The sequence below is a fragment of the Pedobacter sp. L105 genome (assembly GCF_009765875.1).
In the GTDB taxonomy this organism is placed as follows: Bacteria; Bacteroidota; Bacteroidia; order Sphingobacteriales; family Sphingobacteriaceae; genus Pedobacter.
This window is the reverse complement of sequence record NZ_LMUP01000002.1, coordinates 499,663-517,591: the sequence shown is the minus strand read 5'-3', so window position 1 is coordinate 517,591 and position 17,929 is coordinate 499,663. Positions and strand designations below refer to the sequence as shown.

Genomic DNA, 17,929 nt, shown 5'->3' with positions numbered 1-17,929 from the left:
CCGTTTTTAAAATTCGATACAAATATGTAACATTGCACTCGCAAAATCTAATAGATTTTTCGCGGGCCATTAGCTCAGTTGGTTAGAGTAGAAGACTCATAATCTTTTGGTCGATGGTTCGAGCCCATCATGGCCCACAAACCCTCTTTACGGATTGTAAAGAGGGTTTTGTTTTTTCACTGGAATATGATCAGCCTTAATAGCGATTTAAATAAGTATTTTGATGGATCAATGCCAAATGTTGTGGAGCAACGCTGTTTTTTTGATTTTAGACATACAGCTGAGCAAGCTCGGAAAGAAAGCATTGAATATCTTTAGTTCCTCTAAATTGTGACCTGAACGCTTTAATCTTAGCATTGAAGGATGCTATTGAAGCAGTTGCAGATCTTGGGTTAAAGTGGATGACGCGCAAAAGAAATGATTTACCCGGCATAGTAATCAGCTATAGAAGGCTTAACTAATTATTAAGCGTTCTATTTAAAAACGCTATTCAAAAATTAGAGTTCGAAAACCTGCAACATAGGAATTATAACTGGCGAATTATCCGGATTCACATCCATTATATCCGCCATATAATCCCACCACAGCTGCAAAACATCTTCATTTTTGAGATTTACACCCTGCTCAGTAGAATAATTATGCACTGCAAATACAATATCGGTCTCCGGGTCAAAAAAAATAGCATATTCCCGGATGCCGCTATCCAACAGCAGCTGCCGGACCTCTGGCCATAATGCATCATGCCTCCTTTTATATTCGTTCCCCATTCCGGGTTTTAACCTCATTTTAAATGCTACGTGTTTCATTACCTATTTTCCTAATTTATCTCAATGAGTTTAACGGCAAAGGGTTTAAATTCTACGTTATCATTTTCAATCTTTGACTGCATAGCTGCGTCATCTCCTGATAAACTGTCGATTGTGCTTACTTTTGCACCCTCAAACCCTGCCGGTAATTTCAGCCGCAAACTTTTATTTCTTTTATTAAGGACTAAAACCATTTTCTTATTTTCCGGGCTTATAAAACCCTGGGCTAAAATGTCGCCTGCACCGTTCTCGTCTACGTTGGAACTTACTAATTTACTTCCGGCCTTTATATGATCTTTTATGAGTTTCAATACCCAAAAACGTGCATTTGGTTTGTTGTTTTGATAATTGATCATACTTACATCCGGAAATTGCGTTGGATAACCTACAAGCTGCGATTCGCCGATCACGTCGATGCCCTGCTTGGTCAATTCTATAAAATAATAGGCGAATATACTTGCTGACAGATTCCAGTAAGCAGCCGGAATGGGTTGCAGACGTTGTTCATCACTTACGAAGGTACCAAGTTCATTAATGTCGGTTTTGGTAGCCGGAGCTAATCGCCGGCGGATATTTTCGATATAGCTCACCGAATTCACAAAACTTTCAGCTTTATCAAAAAACGCATATTCAAAGGCTTCAAATTTTTGGTTTTGATTCGCATTCGCATAACAATGATAGGAAATCATGTCAATTGGGATGCCTGGTTTGTGATTTGCCGGATTCAGAAAATATTCAAACCAGCCTGGTTTTACGTAGGCCATTGCTATCCCGACAAATTTAGTCTCAGGCAATACAGTCTTTATCGCACTCACTATAGCATCATAAATTTTTGTGTAGGTTTGAGGTGACATGCTGTGTTCCAGATCGGGCTCATTTAACACTTCCCAATAAGGAATTTCGTAATGATAACCGGACTTATGATATTTTCCCCTTTCATCGGTGAAACCGCCCTTAGCATACCAGCTGACCAGTCTTACATAATAATCGGTAAGTTCCTTCATCGAAGTATCCCGTAGTTGCGTCCCCCTGCTATAGTCCCAGGTTACCTGGTTCGGGTCTTCCGGATAAGCAACCGGACTTTCTGTTTTGAACATCCATTGTGGTATAGTACTAAAATTCATAATTGGCAAACGCCCTTTAGTTGCTTCAAGAAAATCTATAGTTATAGGATCTATCAAGCTGAAGTCCCAGTAAGTTTTTTTGTCATCAGGTTCCTTCAGTTCTGCCACTGCTAATTTAGGATAGGGGATCCAGGGAACATACCGGACATAGTCTGCGTTTATGTCCTTTAATGCTTTGATCGCCGCATCGCGCATAGCTGCTTTAGGTCTAATCATGGGATTAACAACCACCTGCAGCGTAGGAGTTGATTTCGAAATCATCACTGTTTCATTCCACTTCACGTTTAATTTGAGATTTTGCGAAAAGGAAATGAGATGAAAGCTGAAAAATAAAAAGACAAGGAAGCTGGTTTTTTTCATGGTTAATTGAATATTATTTAAAAATCTATAATAAATTCTCAGAATGCCGTCAAATAGCCGCTTTATATTGTGTCCTTAAGTAACTGAATAATCTTATTTACACTATTAAAATTCAAATCAATAATTTGCATAGCCCAAGGCAAACCAAATCTTCAGTCACAGGTTATAGTTGGCGTTCAAAATTATTTCTAAAACACTACTCATTAATGGAGATTTTGCCAATTCACATGCAGTTTTTGATAAAAAGATTTGATTATATTCTATAATTGTTCCGCTTTAGTTTAAAGTAGTCTGTACCAAATAAACTTATGGTGCTGAGGATTTAATTGATGAAGCAAGGAAAATCCTCTGAGTATGTTTTAGTGATTGCAGAACTATAATATTTTCCTGCCCTTAATTTTGTGGTCATTTCTACTTTGATTTTATTTAATTCAATTTCGTTTATTTTTTCTGTAAAACTCATCTTTATGAAAACACTAGAACAAATAAGGCGACCTTCTAAGTTAGAGCAGAAAGTTGCTATTAAATCCTATCCTGCGTTATTTTCTGTGCTGTCGCATATCAATACGGAGGAGGCCGAAATTGAGAATGAGGAGACGAAAGAGCGGATTAAAAGGCCAAAAGTGCCGATGATTTATTTGCTTGTTATTACGATAGTATACAATTCTTTTGTCGCAATACTTAGTATCGCGACAAAAGAATTATTCTGCTTTCCATTTGCCAATTGAAGCAGGTTAGGGAAGAAGATTTTGGATGATGACCTCAACAAACCCGGATCATTTCCATATCTAATATTTTTGCTAATTTATCAAGCCTGCTGCTATTATGACCTAGGCCAACTGCGCAATGATGTGCCGGGCCGTGGCTATTCCAGTCATTAACGAACTTTCTTGCGCCGATGGGAAATTTGTATCGGCTATTGGTATTGCCTATCTGCAAGATAGGCCCTTTTACCGATTCACCTTCAGCAACCAGCATCACCAGTTCTCCCTTTCCATTTTCAAGTATAGAAAGGCAAGTGACCGGACCGTTTTTGACGGCCATTTCTACTGAAAGGCCATTTCCTACCTTACCGTGATAAACCTGTAAGGGTTTTACTTTTGTGCTTCCTTGTGCAATGGCGATATGACCAGGTCCGTCGTGACCCATCAACACTACATCGTCTTTGTAATCCATCGCATAGTATTCGGTAAACGATCCGCCAGCACCAAAGCTGTCCATAATTTTCATGGCCTGTGCATTTTTTATTTCGTATTCGCCCGCTACAGGTATGCCATTTGCGGTAAGCAGGGAATTCCCTAAGATGATTGAGCTCATCGTATCCTCGTTATCAGCATTACCCGTCCCTTTATGATAATAAGCAAAAGAGCCCAGTTGATATTTCGCCACCAGCTTATCCATTGCCACTGATGTTTTCGCTGCCCGAAATAACTCGTGGTCGTTGCAATCTTCCTGTATATCGAACTTTTTTCGGAATTCTGCTACCCGGTCGTTTGCCTCCTCATTGGTTACATTATTTTTTATAAGGGTAAGCTCTTCAACCTCGACGTGTTCAAAATGCCCTCCAAAATATCTAATTTGAAGGGTAAGATCGGTGTAGATATCCAGCATGCCTGAGTAATAACTGCCCATGCAGCCCATTCTGTTATTTTGCATGATTTTGGCAACGTTTGCCGCCTCCACCCATTCTAATATTTCCCTGTTGCTTTCTTCATCATCTTCCAGGATGCCTGTTACCTGGTAAAATTTGATTCCTGTACGTTTAAAAACATTTGCAATTTCCGGCACCGGGCAGGCAGAGCAATACTTAAGCCAGGTGCCCGTCATCAGGGTACGGTCATTAAGGTTGTTAAAGCTTTCGTAGTCGATACGGTCTCCGGGCGACAGGTTGAGTATAACTACAGGTACGTTTAACTTCTGTACTACGGGTAAAACAGTTGATGAAAGCGCGTAGGTGCCAACGTATAGAAAGACAAGATCAACATCCTCCTGCCTGAATATTTTTCCCGTTTCAAAAGCTTTATCTACGCTATCAACTATACCGGCATTTACCATACGCACAGGATGATCTGCAAACTTTAAGCATAATGTTTGCAGATACCCTTCCAGAGTTGGTTTCAACCCTTCAAATTGTTCCCAATATACATCTAATCCTATTCCAAATATTCCGATGGTTAAGTTACTGTTGATCATTTTTTAAGAAGTTATGTCTGTCTGAATCTATTTATACGTAGGGAATATTGATTGCTTTTCTAATTTTGACTGGTCCGATCAGCCCGATGGCAATAAAAGGGGAAGCAGGAGAGCCTTTGCCAGCAACCTCCTGCATTCACCTGATTACTAATACCCCGGATTTTGTACTAAATTCTTATCCAGAAACAGTTGCCTGTCTGGTATTGGGAATATGGCCTCGTACCCATCAAATTTGTAATCGCTAGCGGCAAATGGCACGCCACTTCTGTCTACTGAAGGGGAGGCCCTTTCGGCCTGCCCATGTGCGTTTAAAAGCGCGGTCATCTGCTCGTTTGTGAAGGCGCGTTTCAAATCAAACCAGCGGTCATTTTCAAATGCCAGTTCTACCCGTCGTTCGTGCCGTATGGCCGCGCGAAATGTATCCTGTGTCAGACCGGCCAGGGTAGCAAGTCCTGCCCGGGTCCTTACCTGATTAATATACTGGTAGGCACCTCCTGGCCCGCTTTGCTCGTTAATGGCTTCGGCCAGCATGAGTAAAACGTCAGCATATCTTAACACCGGCCAGTTATCATCTGTGTGTCCAACAGTAACATGGGGATGGTTGTATTTGTTAACAAACGGAATGGCAACAAATACGCCCTGACTATTGGTGTAGCCCTCCTGTAAAGCAACGGCTTTGCGCAGGTCACCCGCCTCAAACTCGGCAATGATACTTTTGGTTGGGATATTCCATCCCTGCGGGCGGCTTGTTGGAAAACCGGTTATGGCACCATCTGATCCTCTTGGTGCAAAAATATAAATGAAACTGCTCCATTCGCTAACTTTATCACTACCCAGGTACTGTACCTCGAATAACGATTCGCTGTTATTTTTATTGGTGGTGGCAAAAACATCTGCATAGTTATTGACCAGTGAATAGTTAAGTGACAATACCTGGCGTAAAGTGCTTTCTGCTTTTGCATAGTCTTTTCTGGTCAGATATACTTTTCCCAGTAAACCCAGCGCCGATCCTTTAGAAGCCCGGCCGATATCTGCCGGGGCGTAATCGCTTTTTAAAGGTAAATTGGCGGCTGCATCGGTTAGGTCTTTAATGATTTGTGCGTAGACTACATCCTCTGTGCTCCGGGATGAAGCAAAAGCATCAGAAGCATTGGTTAGCGCCTCGGTTGTCAGTACAACAGGGCCAAAATAACGCACCAGATTAAAATAGTAATAAGCCCTGATAAATTGCAGTTCGCCTTTATACTGGTTCTTTTTCTGAGCGCTTATAGCGGTTACACCATCAATCTTAGATAGTGCTACATTGATGTTGTAAAGCGCGTTATAAGATTGACTATACATATCTGCCAGGTTACCGTTAGTTGCGGTGACATTCCAGAATTCAAAAGCTTCTACGAGGTCTGTTTGCCCCCTGTCGGAAGGGTTAAGCTGTATAGTTGTATTGTCTGAAGGCATTTCAGCGAAAATATACTGGCTATTCACATGGTCCTGCATGGAGCTGTATGCGCCGCTTACGGCTTGTTGGATCTGATCTTCATTCTGATAAAATTTGTCTACGGTTTTTTTCGTTGGATCAGACTGGTCGAGAAATGATTTTTTACAGCCTGATGAAAGTACCAGAAGGCCTAATAAAAATAATATGTGATATGTTTTTTTCATCGTGTCAGGTTTTTAGTTAAAAGTTAATTCTTGTGCCAATTGATATCGTGCGGGGTACAGGGTACGATTCTCCGTCTCTTCCCGGACTGATCACGTCGCTGTTGTTGTTTGTACGTGCCGCATTTACCTCGGGGTTGTTACCCGGATATTTGGTAAACAGGAAGGCATTATCCACACTTAAAAAAACTTTGGCATCAAATGCATTTTTTATACGTGGAATTGTATAGCCTAATGTGATGTTCTTTATCCACATATAATTACCGCTATAAACATATTGGGAGCTGGCTTCACGTGTAAAATAGTAAGTGTTTGAGCCCGGCCATTTTCCTGCACCCGGGTTTTGGGCAGACCTCCAGCGGTCCTGAACGTCAGACAGTACGTTGAATACACCATCAATATTGGCAAGGTTCATTTCTACGGCCCTATAGATCTGCCCGCCTGCTGATCCGTTTAGCAGCATGCTCAAATCAAAGCGTTTGTAGCCAACGTTCCAGTTCCATCCCCAGGTGAATTTGGGATTTGGATTACCGATCACTACCATGTCTTTGGTATCATAGGAGATTACGCCGTCACCGTTGCCGTCCAAATACTGAAAAGTACCCGGAATATTATTAGGATTATGCGGGGTAGCATTTATTTGCGCCTGGGTTTGGTAAATTCCAAGGACTTTATAGCCGTAGAACATACCTAGCGGCTGTCCAACTGTGCTGATATTATATCCATCATAGAATGCACCGGTAAGCAGGGAATTTCTGTCGCCATCAATGGCCAGAATTTTATTCCTGTTGAATGATATGTTAAAACCTGTGTTGAAGGTTACACTGCCATACTTATCGTGGTAATTTATACTTTGTTCAAAACCTTTATTTTGGAGCTTGCCAATGTTGGTGATCAGGTTGCTAAACCCTGCAGTAGCGGGAACCTCCACATTAAGCAGCATATTGGTAGTTAATTTACGGTAGTATTCTGATGTAAAGTTTACCTTACCGTGAAGGATGCTCAAATCCATACCTATATCAACCTGGCGTGATTGCTCCCATCCCAGATTTTTATTGGGGAAGGATCCGACCGTTGCACCCGGTACAACCGTGCCTCCCAGTACATAGTTACTTGTATTGATATTAGCCTGCGAAGTATAGTTACCAATATTGTTATTACCCGTAATACCGTAACTTCCCCTAAACTTCAGGTCGTCAAGCCAACTGAGTTTTGGGAAAAACCCTTCTTTTGAGATGCGCCAGCCAACAGATGCCGAAGGAAAATTGCCCCAGCGGTTATCGCTGCCAAAACGGGAACTGGCTTCACGGTTAAATGCGGCGGTAAGAAGGTATTTGTCTTTATAGGAATAGTTTGCCCTTGATAAAAAACTTTCAATAGTAAATGCAGCCATTCCAGAGCTACCGTCGCGCTGGTTTGCGGCAGAAACATATTCTACCAGGTCGTCTGGATACTCGGTACCAGTAGCGGTGCCAGTATTTAATGTGTTTTTCTGGAAAATGTGGCCTACGGTGACCTCCAGTTTATGGTCGTTAAATTTTGGCGAATAGATCAAAAGGTTGTCCATGCCGAAGTTCAGATTATTAGAAAAGGTTTCACCACCAGTTGCCTTTCCCGGGGGCGCACTATTAAATCCTGCTATTGTTGATGGGGTAAAGTCATGGTTGCGTGTATCATCAATGATCCCGCTAACATTGGTGCGAAAGTTAAGGTCTTTTAAAATCTTAACATCTGCATACGCATTGGCGGTAAGGTTGGTGATGTATTGCCTGTGCTGTTCCTCGTTGAGCCGTTGAACGGGGTTAGGGAAGCCAAAAATATTATCATGGCCTCCGATATAGGTATTATAAGAACCATCGGCGTTGTAAACTGGCTCGCGCGGGTCCATCAGTAAGGCCTGATCTACGATATTGTTGCCAAAGCCGCCGGCAATCGCGTCACTATTTTTTGCCCATGAGTACGCACCAGATAAGTGTAACCCGAAATCCAAAAATTTATTAGGCCTGCTATCCACGTTTGCCCTGCCAGTTACCCGGTTAAACCCGGTATTGATCAGCGAGCCCTGCTGGTTGAGATATCCTAATGAAACGTAAGAACTTGATTTCTCAGATCCGTTGGTGATGGCAACGTTATAGTCGCTGAAGGGTGCATTTTGATTTAAAATCTCTTTATACCAATTAGTTGACACCTTTGTCTGGTCGGGATATCTGAAATCGGCTGGAATTTCACTGTCTAAAGGTTCCCGATTGTCAAAGTATCTGATCTTATCAGAATATACGTCTTTTTGAAACTGCGCGAACTGTTGTCCGTTCAGTACATGTACCTGCCTTGAATCAGGCACGTTTGCGAAACCGTTGTTGGAACTAACAGTAAGCTTAGACCCGTCTTTTTTTCCGTTTTTAGTGGTAATTAAAACAACCCCGTTGGCACCCCTTGATCCGTAAACCGACGTAGAGGCAGCATCTTTAAGGATGGTGATGCTTTCAATGTCGTTTGAATTTAAGGAGCTGCCCACATCGGTACCTACCGGAAACCCGTCAACTACATACAGTGGATCGCTGTTTGCGCCCAGTGAACTGTTACCACGAATCTCTACCTGTAGTTCCTGCCCTGGCTGTCCTGAGGTTTGTTTAGCCACAACCCCCGGCGCCTGCCCCTGCAAGAGCCGGCTGACGTTGGATGCGGGGATACCTTGTGATTTGGTAAGATCAACCTGGGATACCGCAGAGGTGATATCTGCTTTGCGCTGTGAGCCATAAGCAAGTACAACAACTTCTTTCAGGCCCTGTGACGAGGCGGTCATTTTTACAATAATATTTGCATCATCGCCAACAGTTACAGTGTTGTCGGTATAACCGATGTACCTTAATGTAAGTATGGCGCCTTTAGCGGCATTTAACTTAAATCGGCCGTTGGCATCGGTTTGGGTCTTATTAGTGGTCCCCTTTACAGCTATTAATACGCCTGGCAGTGGCTCGGAGGAAGTCGCATCTGTTACTACACCTGTTACCGTTGGTATGGTCTGGGCAAAGGTGGGCAGGTAACATAACAGCGATATAGCCAAAAAGAGCCAGTGCCTGCCATTTTGAAAAAGTAGAAGTTTAATTTTCATAATTTGATTTTAATTGGTGAGTGAAAAAATTATTTGATGGGGTTATTAAAAGGTGTTTTAATTGGTGCATTTTTTTAAAACATAGGCAAGCATAGTTGCGTTAAGGGTGAGAGACTAAGTTTATAATTGGTTCTCAAAAATATTTTAATGCGCCACGGCCTAAATACTAGTTTTGATATTTGACTTATGCATTTTGATATATATCAAAGTTTTGTCAAAAAGGATGTTACCAGGGGATGAATGTATGCCCGGAAGAGATGCGGGGGATATCAAAAAAGAGATAGCGTTTTTTTAGGGAGATTGAAAGAGTTGTGAGCTGATTATCGTAAAACAGCAAAATAACCTGAAACTATCATAAAACTCTACATGTAAAGCAGAATTCGAAATTCACTCTTTGATATTTTACTTGTCCTTTTTGATATTAAACTGATTGTTCATTAAAATTGTATTAAATTTATTCATTAGTTGCTAAGAATAGGGTACTGCGATGTATTCGAAGCAACTACGCTTTAACCAAATATATTACGCTTGTATGGTCAATTATTATAAATATCTACCGGTATGCCGCGATGATGAAAATTGGGGCCTATGTGTTTTAAATGCAGGTTGTACCCATATAGAGGGCACAGGTTTATACCCTTTTAAAACGCATCCTGCACATCATCAATTTAATTGGGCCATTGGCAGGGTACTCAATGAATACCAGATCGTTTATATTACCAGGGGTAAAGGAATTTTTGAATCTGACAGCTGTAAACGACGTGAAATTAAGGCAGGTACAATCTTTATTTTATTTCCGGGAGAAAGGCATCGTTATAAACCCGACGTCGAAGTTGGCTGGGATGAATATTGGATTGGTATGAAAGGTGATGTTATTGATAATCTTGTCAAGAGAAATTTCCTGAGCCCGGAGAACCCGAGTATGTACATTGGTTTTCACGAGGGGATTATCAGTTTATTTAACAGCATTATTGAAGTAACCAAAAGAGAGAATACCGGCTACCAACCGCTCATTTCGGGCGCAGCAATGCACCTGGTGGGGAATTTTCATTTTATTTTTAAACAGGACACGGTAGAATGCGAAGAGAAAGAGTTGATCATCAATAAAGCCCGTTTACTGTTTCGTTCTAACATTGATAATGATTATACACCTGAACAAGCCGCTGAAGAATTACATGTCGGTTACTCCTGGTTTAGAAAAGCATTTAAAAGTTGCACCGGGCTTTCTCCCGGCCAATATTACATCCAGCTGAAAATTGAACGTGCTAAAGATCTTCTGAATAACACAGATATTCCTATCAAACAAATTGCGTATGACATGCGGTTTGAAAGCTACTTCTATTTTTCAAAAATGTTTAAGAAGAAAACCGGTCTCGCACCAACTGATTACCGCAAAAGGGCTTTTGGAGCTTCATAGTACTATAGTCAAAATAGGATGCCAAATTTTGGTGTTTTTAGTATGCCAGGTTATTATTCGAATTCAAAAAAGGGCTTTTCAATTGGAAATTTCAATACGAAGGATTTTGGCGGTAAACTTGCCTCTCCTCTGGTTTTTATCAATTTGATGTCTTTAATCATAGCTTCTCCATTGATAGCAAAACCAAATTTCCCCCTGGCCTTTACTATACCAGTAGTATCATTTAAAGAGATTACAGCATCATTATTAATCCATATAAAAGTCTGGTTGCCTGTTTTTTGTATTTTCCAATTCTGCCAGATGTGTTCAGAAGGCTTCCTGACTTTAGGCAACAGACCTATATGCCCCGTACTATGAATAAAACCACCATTTTTAGCAGGATCTGCAAATAAAGAACGGTCTTCAATAGCTACTCCATCCTCTAGCTGATTTAGTAAAATCCCTAAATATTTCTCCCCGTTTAAGTTGGTAATAACTTCAAAAAGATAGGCTTTAGGATCAACCAATGAGGAGAACGTTAATATATAATCTTTCGGTAATGATTTCCTGGAGACCAATATAGCCCAGTCTGTATTTTTATTTCCGGTAATCGCCTGCTCATTAACCTTCCAGTCTCCGTTTACTACCTTCCAGTTTTTCCGAAGACTGTTGTTTTTATATGTTTCCTGGAATAAAACTTTTGTTTGTGCATTAGTGGTGTATACTGCGGCAATTATCAGTAAGAATACTATACTAATCTTCATGTCCCTCTTTCTCTCAGTTAAAATCGACTGATAAATCATCGATTTGATCTATCAGTTGATTACAAAAATAAACATCCGATCGAGTTTAGCCAGGAATTGTGCGTTTCTTCTTTGATTGTACCCATCCGGGGGAAGCATTGGATTCCTCGAATTTTAATGCATCAGCAGTATTTGCCTTATCTACTTTGAAACCTTGTTAAATATCGTTAGCAATGCGATACCTAAAGATATTTTGGATGGCAATTACATTACGCATGGTTTCTATTTTGTCAGAATAAACAGATTGATGATGGGGAAATTTTTCTTTCCCATCACTTACTTTTTAACAGAGGCCTTATTGCCTTCTCCCAAATTTCGTATCCCGTTCTGTTCATGTGCAGCATATCGTTCTGGAATATTTCTTTACGATAACTGCCATCTTTATTTAGCATCAGCGGATATACGTCCAGAAATTTCACATTCTTTTCCCCTGCGAAAAACTCCTTCAACAGTTTATTGGCAGCAATCAATTTACTTCGGTACTGATCTCTCGAAGGGCTTGGTTTCAGCCCGATATAAATAACAGGCAGCTCAGGTAGTTTTGCCCTGATGGCATTATACAACACTTTGGTGCGGTTTAAGATGCTGTCTGGAGTTTCGTCGTTTCGGACCAGATCATTTTCACCTACATATAATACCAGTTGACGAAATTTATAGGCGAAAACCAAATCCTTTAAGTTAACGGTAATGTCATTGATATAAGCACCTCCTATACCTCTGTTTATCACATTGTAAGCACCGAAAGCCTCCTGCAGATCATCCCATTTACGGATAGATGAACTCCCTGCAAATAAGATAGGATTATCTGGCGTCTGATAAATTCTATCATAGGCCTGTATAGTTTTGATATCGGCTTCAAATGGTTTGGACTGAGAAAAGGCAGTGCTGCAAAAGCTAAGCAGCATACATACCTGGAGTGTTATTCTTTTCATCGGAATATATATATGTTTTATCAGTAGTTTTTATTGTTTTATCAGTAGTTTCTATTGTTTTATCAGTAGTTTCTATTGTTTTTTAATTGTCTTCCAGCTGCCTCTGGCGGTTTTAATTGTCTTCCAGCTGCCTGCTGCGGTTTTATCAGTAATGAAAATACATGAACTTGTACTCATTTCGGAAGTTGAGCGGTAAGCTCATGTAGTTTCATCATGAATCCTTATTTAGTAGGTAGTGACCGTGGCCATTATTGTATTTGAGTAGACCGGTTTGATGTAAGTTGAGGCAGAATACATGATCCTCACTTGTATTGGGGTTGCAACACCGGCTACAACGCCGAGCTTTTTCAGTAAAGAATTGAGGTCGGCCGTTGAGTAACCCTGACTAAGTACGTTGGCACCCAGGGTAGAAGCGCTAGGGCTTAGCCAGTTGTCACTTGTCTTATCGATTTGTATAACATTGGTCACTACCGAACTGAAACCGTAATCTGCCTTTGTGAAATTGAACCTGATCACCTTTGCTGTATCTGCAGCGCTTGTTTTTTGAAGTACCAGTGTTGTTGCAGTTGCAGACAGCACTCCCGGAGATCCGTTTGTTGTGGTAACAATGGCATCTTTTTTCTCGCAGGACTGAAATTGTAAAGCAAGTGCCACCAGTATGGTCAATAGTATAAATGGATTTTTCATATCAAAGGGTTTTATTAATAACCGTTGTTTTGCTTTAGATTAGGATTTACATTGAGGTCTGAGCTTGGCAATGGAAAGATGTTCCGGAAAGGCTGAGAGTTTGTCCCTGTTTTAACCCCTGCTTTGAATGGCCATAAGTATGAACCATCCGTAAAACGGCTGTAACGGATCAAATCTGACCTGCGGAAACCCTCCCAGTATAGTTCTCTCGCCCTTTCATCAAGTATGAAATCTAAAGTGAGTTGTGCCGTGGATATATTCCCTGCGGCAGTCCCGCTATATGCCCGGTTACGCATGTTATTGATATAGCCCAAAGCTGTACCCATATCACCACCCGCACCACCTCGTAATACCGCTTCTGCATAAATCAGGTACATTTCCGGTAAGCGGAATACAGGCATATCGATATCTTCATAAGAAGGATTTGATCCTGACTGACCAGTTTTAGTTACGTTTCTGAATTTGGTAACTGCATAACCATCGCTGAATGCGGTGATGGTATTGATGTCCAGATTTTGGCCCTTTGTCCAGAATTCAGCCCTGGTATCAGGATTGCCGTTGGTAGGAAATGAAACCGTTGGGTTGGCCGGAAAAAGATTTACAATATTGCTGGTTACCCTTAAGCCGGCCCAGCCGCCAGTAATACCAAAACTGGAAACGGGCATTGATCCACCAACTTCTGCATGCACGAGGAAAGTTGTTCCACCATAATTTTGGGTCTGGTTGCCGTCATAGTTAATGGTGAGGATGAACTCGCTATTGTTAAGGTTATTATCAGCCAGCATCAGGTTGGTATAATTGTCCATCAGGGTATACCCTGCATTGATCACCTTTTGTGAATAGGTAATGGCATTTGCATAATCAGCTGTTCCTGTATATATCTCTGCATTTAAATAGATCCGTGCAAGCAATGACCATGCTGCTGCCTGATCGGCCCTGCCATACTCATTCATTCTTGGTGCCACCATTGCAGGGACGATAGCCTGCAATTCGCTAACTACATAGGTGTATAATGCTTTGCGGTCGATCTGTTTAGGCGGGGCGGCACCCAATGCATCGTCTTCTGTGGCGAAGGGCGGATTTCCATAAAGGTCCATCAACACCCAGTACTGATAGGCCCTTAAAAACCGGGCTTCCGCTCTATAATGACGGATATCATCTGCATCCGTTCCAGAGATACCCCTTTTGCTTAACTGATCGTCGGTAGACTGACGGATAAATTCATTACAAAGGGTAATTTGATAGGTAGACCGGTAATATAAACCCTGAAGGAAGGGATTTGAGGCAGACCAGCTCATGTTATGGAAATCGGGAAGTCCCGTATCTTTAAATGACACTACTGCCTCATCTGTTGTCAATTCCTGGGCACACCAAAATAGCCTGAAGAAATCTGAAGCTCCCTCGTCAATACCCTGGATATCGCCACTTCCCGTTGGCCCGGAATTACCGGTTAGGGCAAAAGCGGCATAAGCCTTGCCTATGGCCTGCTTGTAACCCTGCGCATTGGCATAAACCTGTTCTGAGGTAATCTGGTCGTTAGGGAAAAATATCTTGTCTTTTTTGCATGACGGCATGATCATGACAGTCAGCAGGGCCACTGCCCATATTACTTTTATAAAAAGCTTTTTCATTTTATATCTTACTAGATGAATGTCTGTTAAAGGTTAAGGTTGAGGCCTAACACGTAGGTTCTGGGGCGCGGGTACGCGTTATTGTCTATCCCTGAATTAACCTCGGGGTCTATACCAGTGTATTTGGTGATGGTAAAGACATTCTGAACGTTACCTGATATCCTGAGATCTCCGGTTTTTTTGAAGACCTTTCCAAAATTATAACCAATATGTGCATTGTCCATTTTCAGGAAAGAGGCGTTTTGAATCCAGTAATCCGACAGCAGATCCTTATCGCTGGTGCCTGTCAACCCGCTTTTTAGCACTGATGAAGAGCCATTATTAGCGATCTGCACGGCATTGAGAATATGGTTTTGCGTTCCTGTATTCGATTCAACGTTATTATAGAGATAGTTGCCCAAACTGGCCCTGGTTACAAATCCAATGCTCCATTTTTTGTAGGCGAAGTCTGAACTGAAACCAAAGTATTGTTTGGCAGCAGGACTTTTGTTGACATACAGGTCGTTTTGGTTGATTACACCATCTTTGTTCCGGTCAACAAAAAGTCCGTCAACAGGTTTTCCGTCAGGCCCATATACTTGCTGGTACGTGTAAAACGAATTGACAGGATAACCTACAGAATTGATTTGCACGGTGTTTCCTGTTCCTCCGGATATGCTTCCTGTGAGGAGTCCTGAAGAAGTTGAATTGGCTATGGCAGTAAGATTCGTAATTTTGTTATTGTTAAAAGTTACATTGAAGTTAGCCGTCCAGTTGATATCTGTTTGGGTAATGATTTGTCCGGAAATATTGATTTCAAGCCCCCGGTTGGTCATATTACCAATGTTTCCTGTAATCTGATTACCAAAATTGGTGAGCGCTGGCTGGCTGATTAAAGCCAGGAGGTTTTTGGTCTTTTTATAATAATAATCTACACTACCTGTAAGCCGGTTGCCAAAGAAGCCATAATCAACAGCGATATTTGAGGATGCTGTAGTTTCCCAGGTACGGCCGGGATAGTAAGCACCAGGGCGGTAGGTATTCAGGAAAACATTGCCAATCTGATATCGTGCTGTAGAATTACTCAGGCTGTAGGCCGATAAATAATCGTAGCTACCAATACCGTCCTGATTACCTGTAACACCATATTCCAAACGCAGCTTTAACAGTGATAACAATTTACTGTCTTTCAGAAAGTCCTCTTCATTTATTCTCCAGGCGAAAGCTCCCGATGGGAAAAGTCCGCTGCGTTGGGCCGGTGCAAACTTGGTAGAATAGTCGTTTCTCAGCGTACCTGTTAGAATATACTTATTGTCGTAAACATAATTCAATCTGCCGTAAAATGATGTCAGTAGATACTCATTGGTGCTTAAAGGAAAATTGGGAATGGAATTCGGGTTTAATACATTATCAGCAAAATACGAAGGGTTGTTAAAGGTGGTTGATTTAAAGTCCTGGATGGAATATCCTGCGAGGGCTTCAATATGACTTTTTAAACCCGGAATGTCCTTTGTATAACTCAGGAATCCTTCAAACAGTTTATTCTCATTAGTTTGTTTATAGGGATTGTAATATCCGCTGTAAAGTATACCCTGACTGTCTTTATAGCTATCCAGATTTGATGCTGCGGTTCCGGGAATGGTTTGTGAGCCGGTACCTTTTGAGCCATCATAACCCAAATTCAGGTTCACATGCAGATCAGGCAGAAAGTGCACTTTGTAGTCCACCGCTAAACTTCCAATGGCCCGGTAAACACTACTCCGGTTGTCATTTTCTTCCAGTAAGCCCACGGGATTAAAAGAAGCACTTGATTTCAGTCCCGTAGTAGTTGCGGGATCTGTCTGTTCAAAAAAGCCCCCATACTTATCATTACCCGAATAAACCGGATAAGTGGGATTAAAACTAACCGCATTGCCTATGGCACCGGTATTTGCAAAACGCTGTTTTACCTGCGACCCTTTCAAGTTAAAGTTAATCTTCAAATGATTCTTTAGCAAACTTGGACTCAGGTTGATGTCGCCGGTATACCTTTCCAGGGAAGATGTTTTTAAAATTCCCGACTGATCGGTGTAGCCAGCGGATACGCGATAGGGGAGGTTTTTTGTGGAACCTGATATACTAATGCTATTGTCTGTACTTACTGCGGTCTGATAAATTTCCTTCTGCCAGTCGGTATTTGCTGTACCCAGCTGACTTCTGTAGATGCCGGTCGGACTTGCATCATTCGCATTTACATAAGTGCGGAACTCATCGGGCGACAGCACATCAATAGTTTTGATATTTTGGGAAATAGATAGTTGCGTAGAAAATTCTATTTTGGGTGCTCCGGCCTGGCCTTTTTTCGTGGTAATCAGGATGACCCCATTTGAAGCGCGGTTACCATAAATCGCTGCTGCGGAGGCGTCTTTTAATATCGAGAAAGACTCAATGTCATTCGGATTAATCAGGCTCAGCGGGTTTGCGGCACCAGAGATTCCGTTATTACTTAATGGAATTCCATCGAGGACAATCAGTGGATCGTTACTTCCATTAATAGAAGCGCCACCCCTGATTCGGATAGTGCTTCCTGCTCCGGGAGCTCCGCCATTGGATATTACTGAAACCCCGGCAACTTTTCCGGCAATTAATTGCTCAGGTGTAGTGATCTGTCCCTGCTGGAAGTCTTTGGAAGTGACCGTTGACACAGCACCTGTTACATCTTTTCTTTTGGTAGACCCATAACCTATCACCACAACTTCATTAAGGGCCTGGTCATCTTTTTGCAGTGTGAAGTCGAGGTTTATTACTTTACCTGCTATAATGTTTACCTGCTTTTTCAGCGTCGTATAACCGATATATTGAGCCGTAACGGTATAAATGCCGGGCTTAATTCCGCTAATTCTGAAATTTCCGCCCGCTTCTGTTGAAGCAACCCTTTCAGTGCCTGTAATCCGCACAGTACCGCCAGACAAGCCAGCTCCGTTGTCCTCTGTTACCTTTCCGCTGATGCCTCCGGTTTGTGAAAATGCAGCACCGGCCCAGAATATACAGGCAAGCAGTAAGAAGTACTTTTTTAAGTAATTTTTTCTCATTTGTTCAATGGTTTATTGATATTTGGTTAGTTGGATGAATTGATGCGCTGATAGGATTTACAGTGCATGGATTGCGCGGACGAGTGTCTGCTTTTAGCGGATGCCATCATACATTACATTTGGTTTTACTTGGTTTATAATAAATTTCAGGTCAGGCTTCGTTTTCTATTGGTGGGATG

Annotated in this window: 12 protein-coding genes and 1 tRNA gene; 3 read left to right on the top strand and 10 right to left on the bottom strand. The window is 41.7% G+C overall.

Annotation, left to right across the window (positions count from 1 at the left end; translation table 11 throughout):
* Positions 1 to 63: 63 nt before the first annotated feature.
* Positions 64 to 137: transfer RNA gene (locus GSQ84_RS03405), tRNA-Ile, on the top strand.
* Between the two features lie 360 nt (positions 138 to 497).
* On the opposite strand, the gene GSQ84_RS03400 is transcribed toward GSQ84_RS03405, so the two are convergent.
* Together GSQ84_RS03400 and GSQ84_RS03395 are read right to left on the bottom strand one after the other, a co-directional pair.
* Positions 498 to 806, bottom strand: coding sequence for an L-rhamnose mutarotase (locus GSQ84_RS03400; RefSeq protein WP_158795838.1), 309 nt, complete (start codon positions 804 to 806; stop codon positions 498 to 500).
* Positions 807 to 817: 11 nt separating this feature from the next.
* A complete protein-coding gene (locus tag GSQ84_RS03395) occupies positions 818 to 2,290 on the bottom strand; it encodes a glycosyl hydrolase family 39 (RefSeq protein WP_216848855.1) in 1,473 nt (490 codons plus the stop codon).
* A gap of 467 nt (positions 2,291 to 2,757) precedes the next feature.
* Between GSQ84_RS03395 and GSQ84_RS03390 the strand changes: the two genes are divergently transcribed.
* Positions 2,758 to 3,018, top strand: coding sequence for a hypothetical protein (locus GSQ84_RS03390; RefSeq protein ID WP_158795837.1), 261 nt, complete (start codon positions 2,758 to 2,760; stop codon positions 3,016 to 3,018).
* 34 nt (positions 3,019 to 3,052) lie between these two features.
* On the opposite strand, the gene GSQ84_RS03385 is transcribed toward GSQ84_RS03390, so the two are convergent.
* The 3 genes from GSQ84_RS03385 to GSQ84_RS03375 form a co-directional block, all read right to left on the bottom strand.
* Positions 3,053 to 4,483, bottom strand: a complete 1,431-nt coding sequence (locus GSQ84_RS03385; RefSeq protein ID WP_158795836.1) for an arabinose isomerase — start codon at positions 4,481 to 4,483, stop codon at positions 3,053 to 3,055.
* A 147-nt stretch (positions 4,484 to 4,630) separates the two neighbouring features.
* Complete coding sequence (locus GSQ84_RS03380; protein ID WP_158795835.1) at positions 4,631 to 6,142, bottom strand: RagB/SusD family nutrient uptake outer membrane protein; 1,512 nt, start codon at positions 6,140 to 6,142, stop codon at positions 4,631 to 4,633.
* A 16-nt stretch (positions 6,143 to 6,158) separates the two neighbouring features.
* Positions 6,159 to 9,251, bottom strand: coding sequence for a TonB-dependent receptor (locus tag GSQ84_RS03375; protein ID WP_158795834.1), 3,093 nt, complete (start codon positions 9,249 to 9,251; stop codon positions 6,159 to 6,161).
* A gap of 532 nt (positions 9,252 to 9,783) precedes the next feature.
* On the opposite strand from GSQ84_RS03375, the gene GSQ84_RS03370 reads away from it, so the two are divergent.
* A complete protein-coding gene (locus GSQ84_RS03370) occupies positions 9,784 to 10,668 on the top strand; it encodes an AraC family transcriptional regulator (protein ID WP_158795833.1) in 885 nt (294 codons plus the stop codon).
* Positions 10,669 to 10,721: 53 nt separating this feature from the next.
* Here GSQ84_RS03370 and GSQ84_RS03365 read toward each other — a convergent pair whose 3' ends face one another.
* From GSQ84_RS03365 to GSQ84_RS03345, 5 genes are all read right to left on the bottom strand, one after another.
* Positions 10,722 to 11,411, bottom strand: coding sequence for a hypothetical protein (locus tag GSQ84_RS03365; RefSeq protein ID WP_158795832.1), 690 nt, complete (start codon positions 11,409 to 11,411; stop codon positions 10,722 to 10,724).
* A gap of 311 nt (positions 11,412 to 11,722) precedes the next feature.
* A complete protein-coding gene (locus tag GSQ84_RS03360) occupies positions 11,723 to 12,382 on the bottom strand; it encodes a GDSL-type esterase/lipase family protein (protein WP_158795831.1) in 660 nt (219 codons plus the stop codon).
* A gap of 225 nt (positions 12,383 to 12,607) precedes the next feature.
* Positions 12,608 to 13,069, bottom strand: a complete 462-nt coding sequence (locus tag GSQ84_RS03355; RefSeq protein WP_158795830.1) for a SusE domain-containing protein — start codon at positions 13,067 to 13,069, stop codon at positions 12,608 to 12,610.
* Between the two features lie 14 nt (positions 13,070 to 13,083).
* Positions 13,084 to 14,700, bottom strand: coding sequence for a RagB/SusD family nutrient uptake outer membrane protein (locus tag GSQ84_RS03350; RefSeq protein WP_158795829.1), 1,617 nt, complete (start codon positions 14,698 to 14,700; stop codon positions 13,084 to 13,086).
* Between the two features lie 26 nt (positions 14,701 to 14,726).
* A complete protein-coding gene (locus tag GSQ84_RS03345; protein ID WP_158795828.1) occupies positions 14,727 to 17,750 on the bottom strand; it encodes a SusC/RagA family TonB-linked outer membrane protein in 3,024 nt (1,007 codons plus the stop codon).
* Positions 17,751 to 17,929 lie beyond the last annotated feature (179 nt).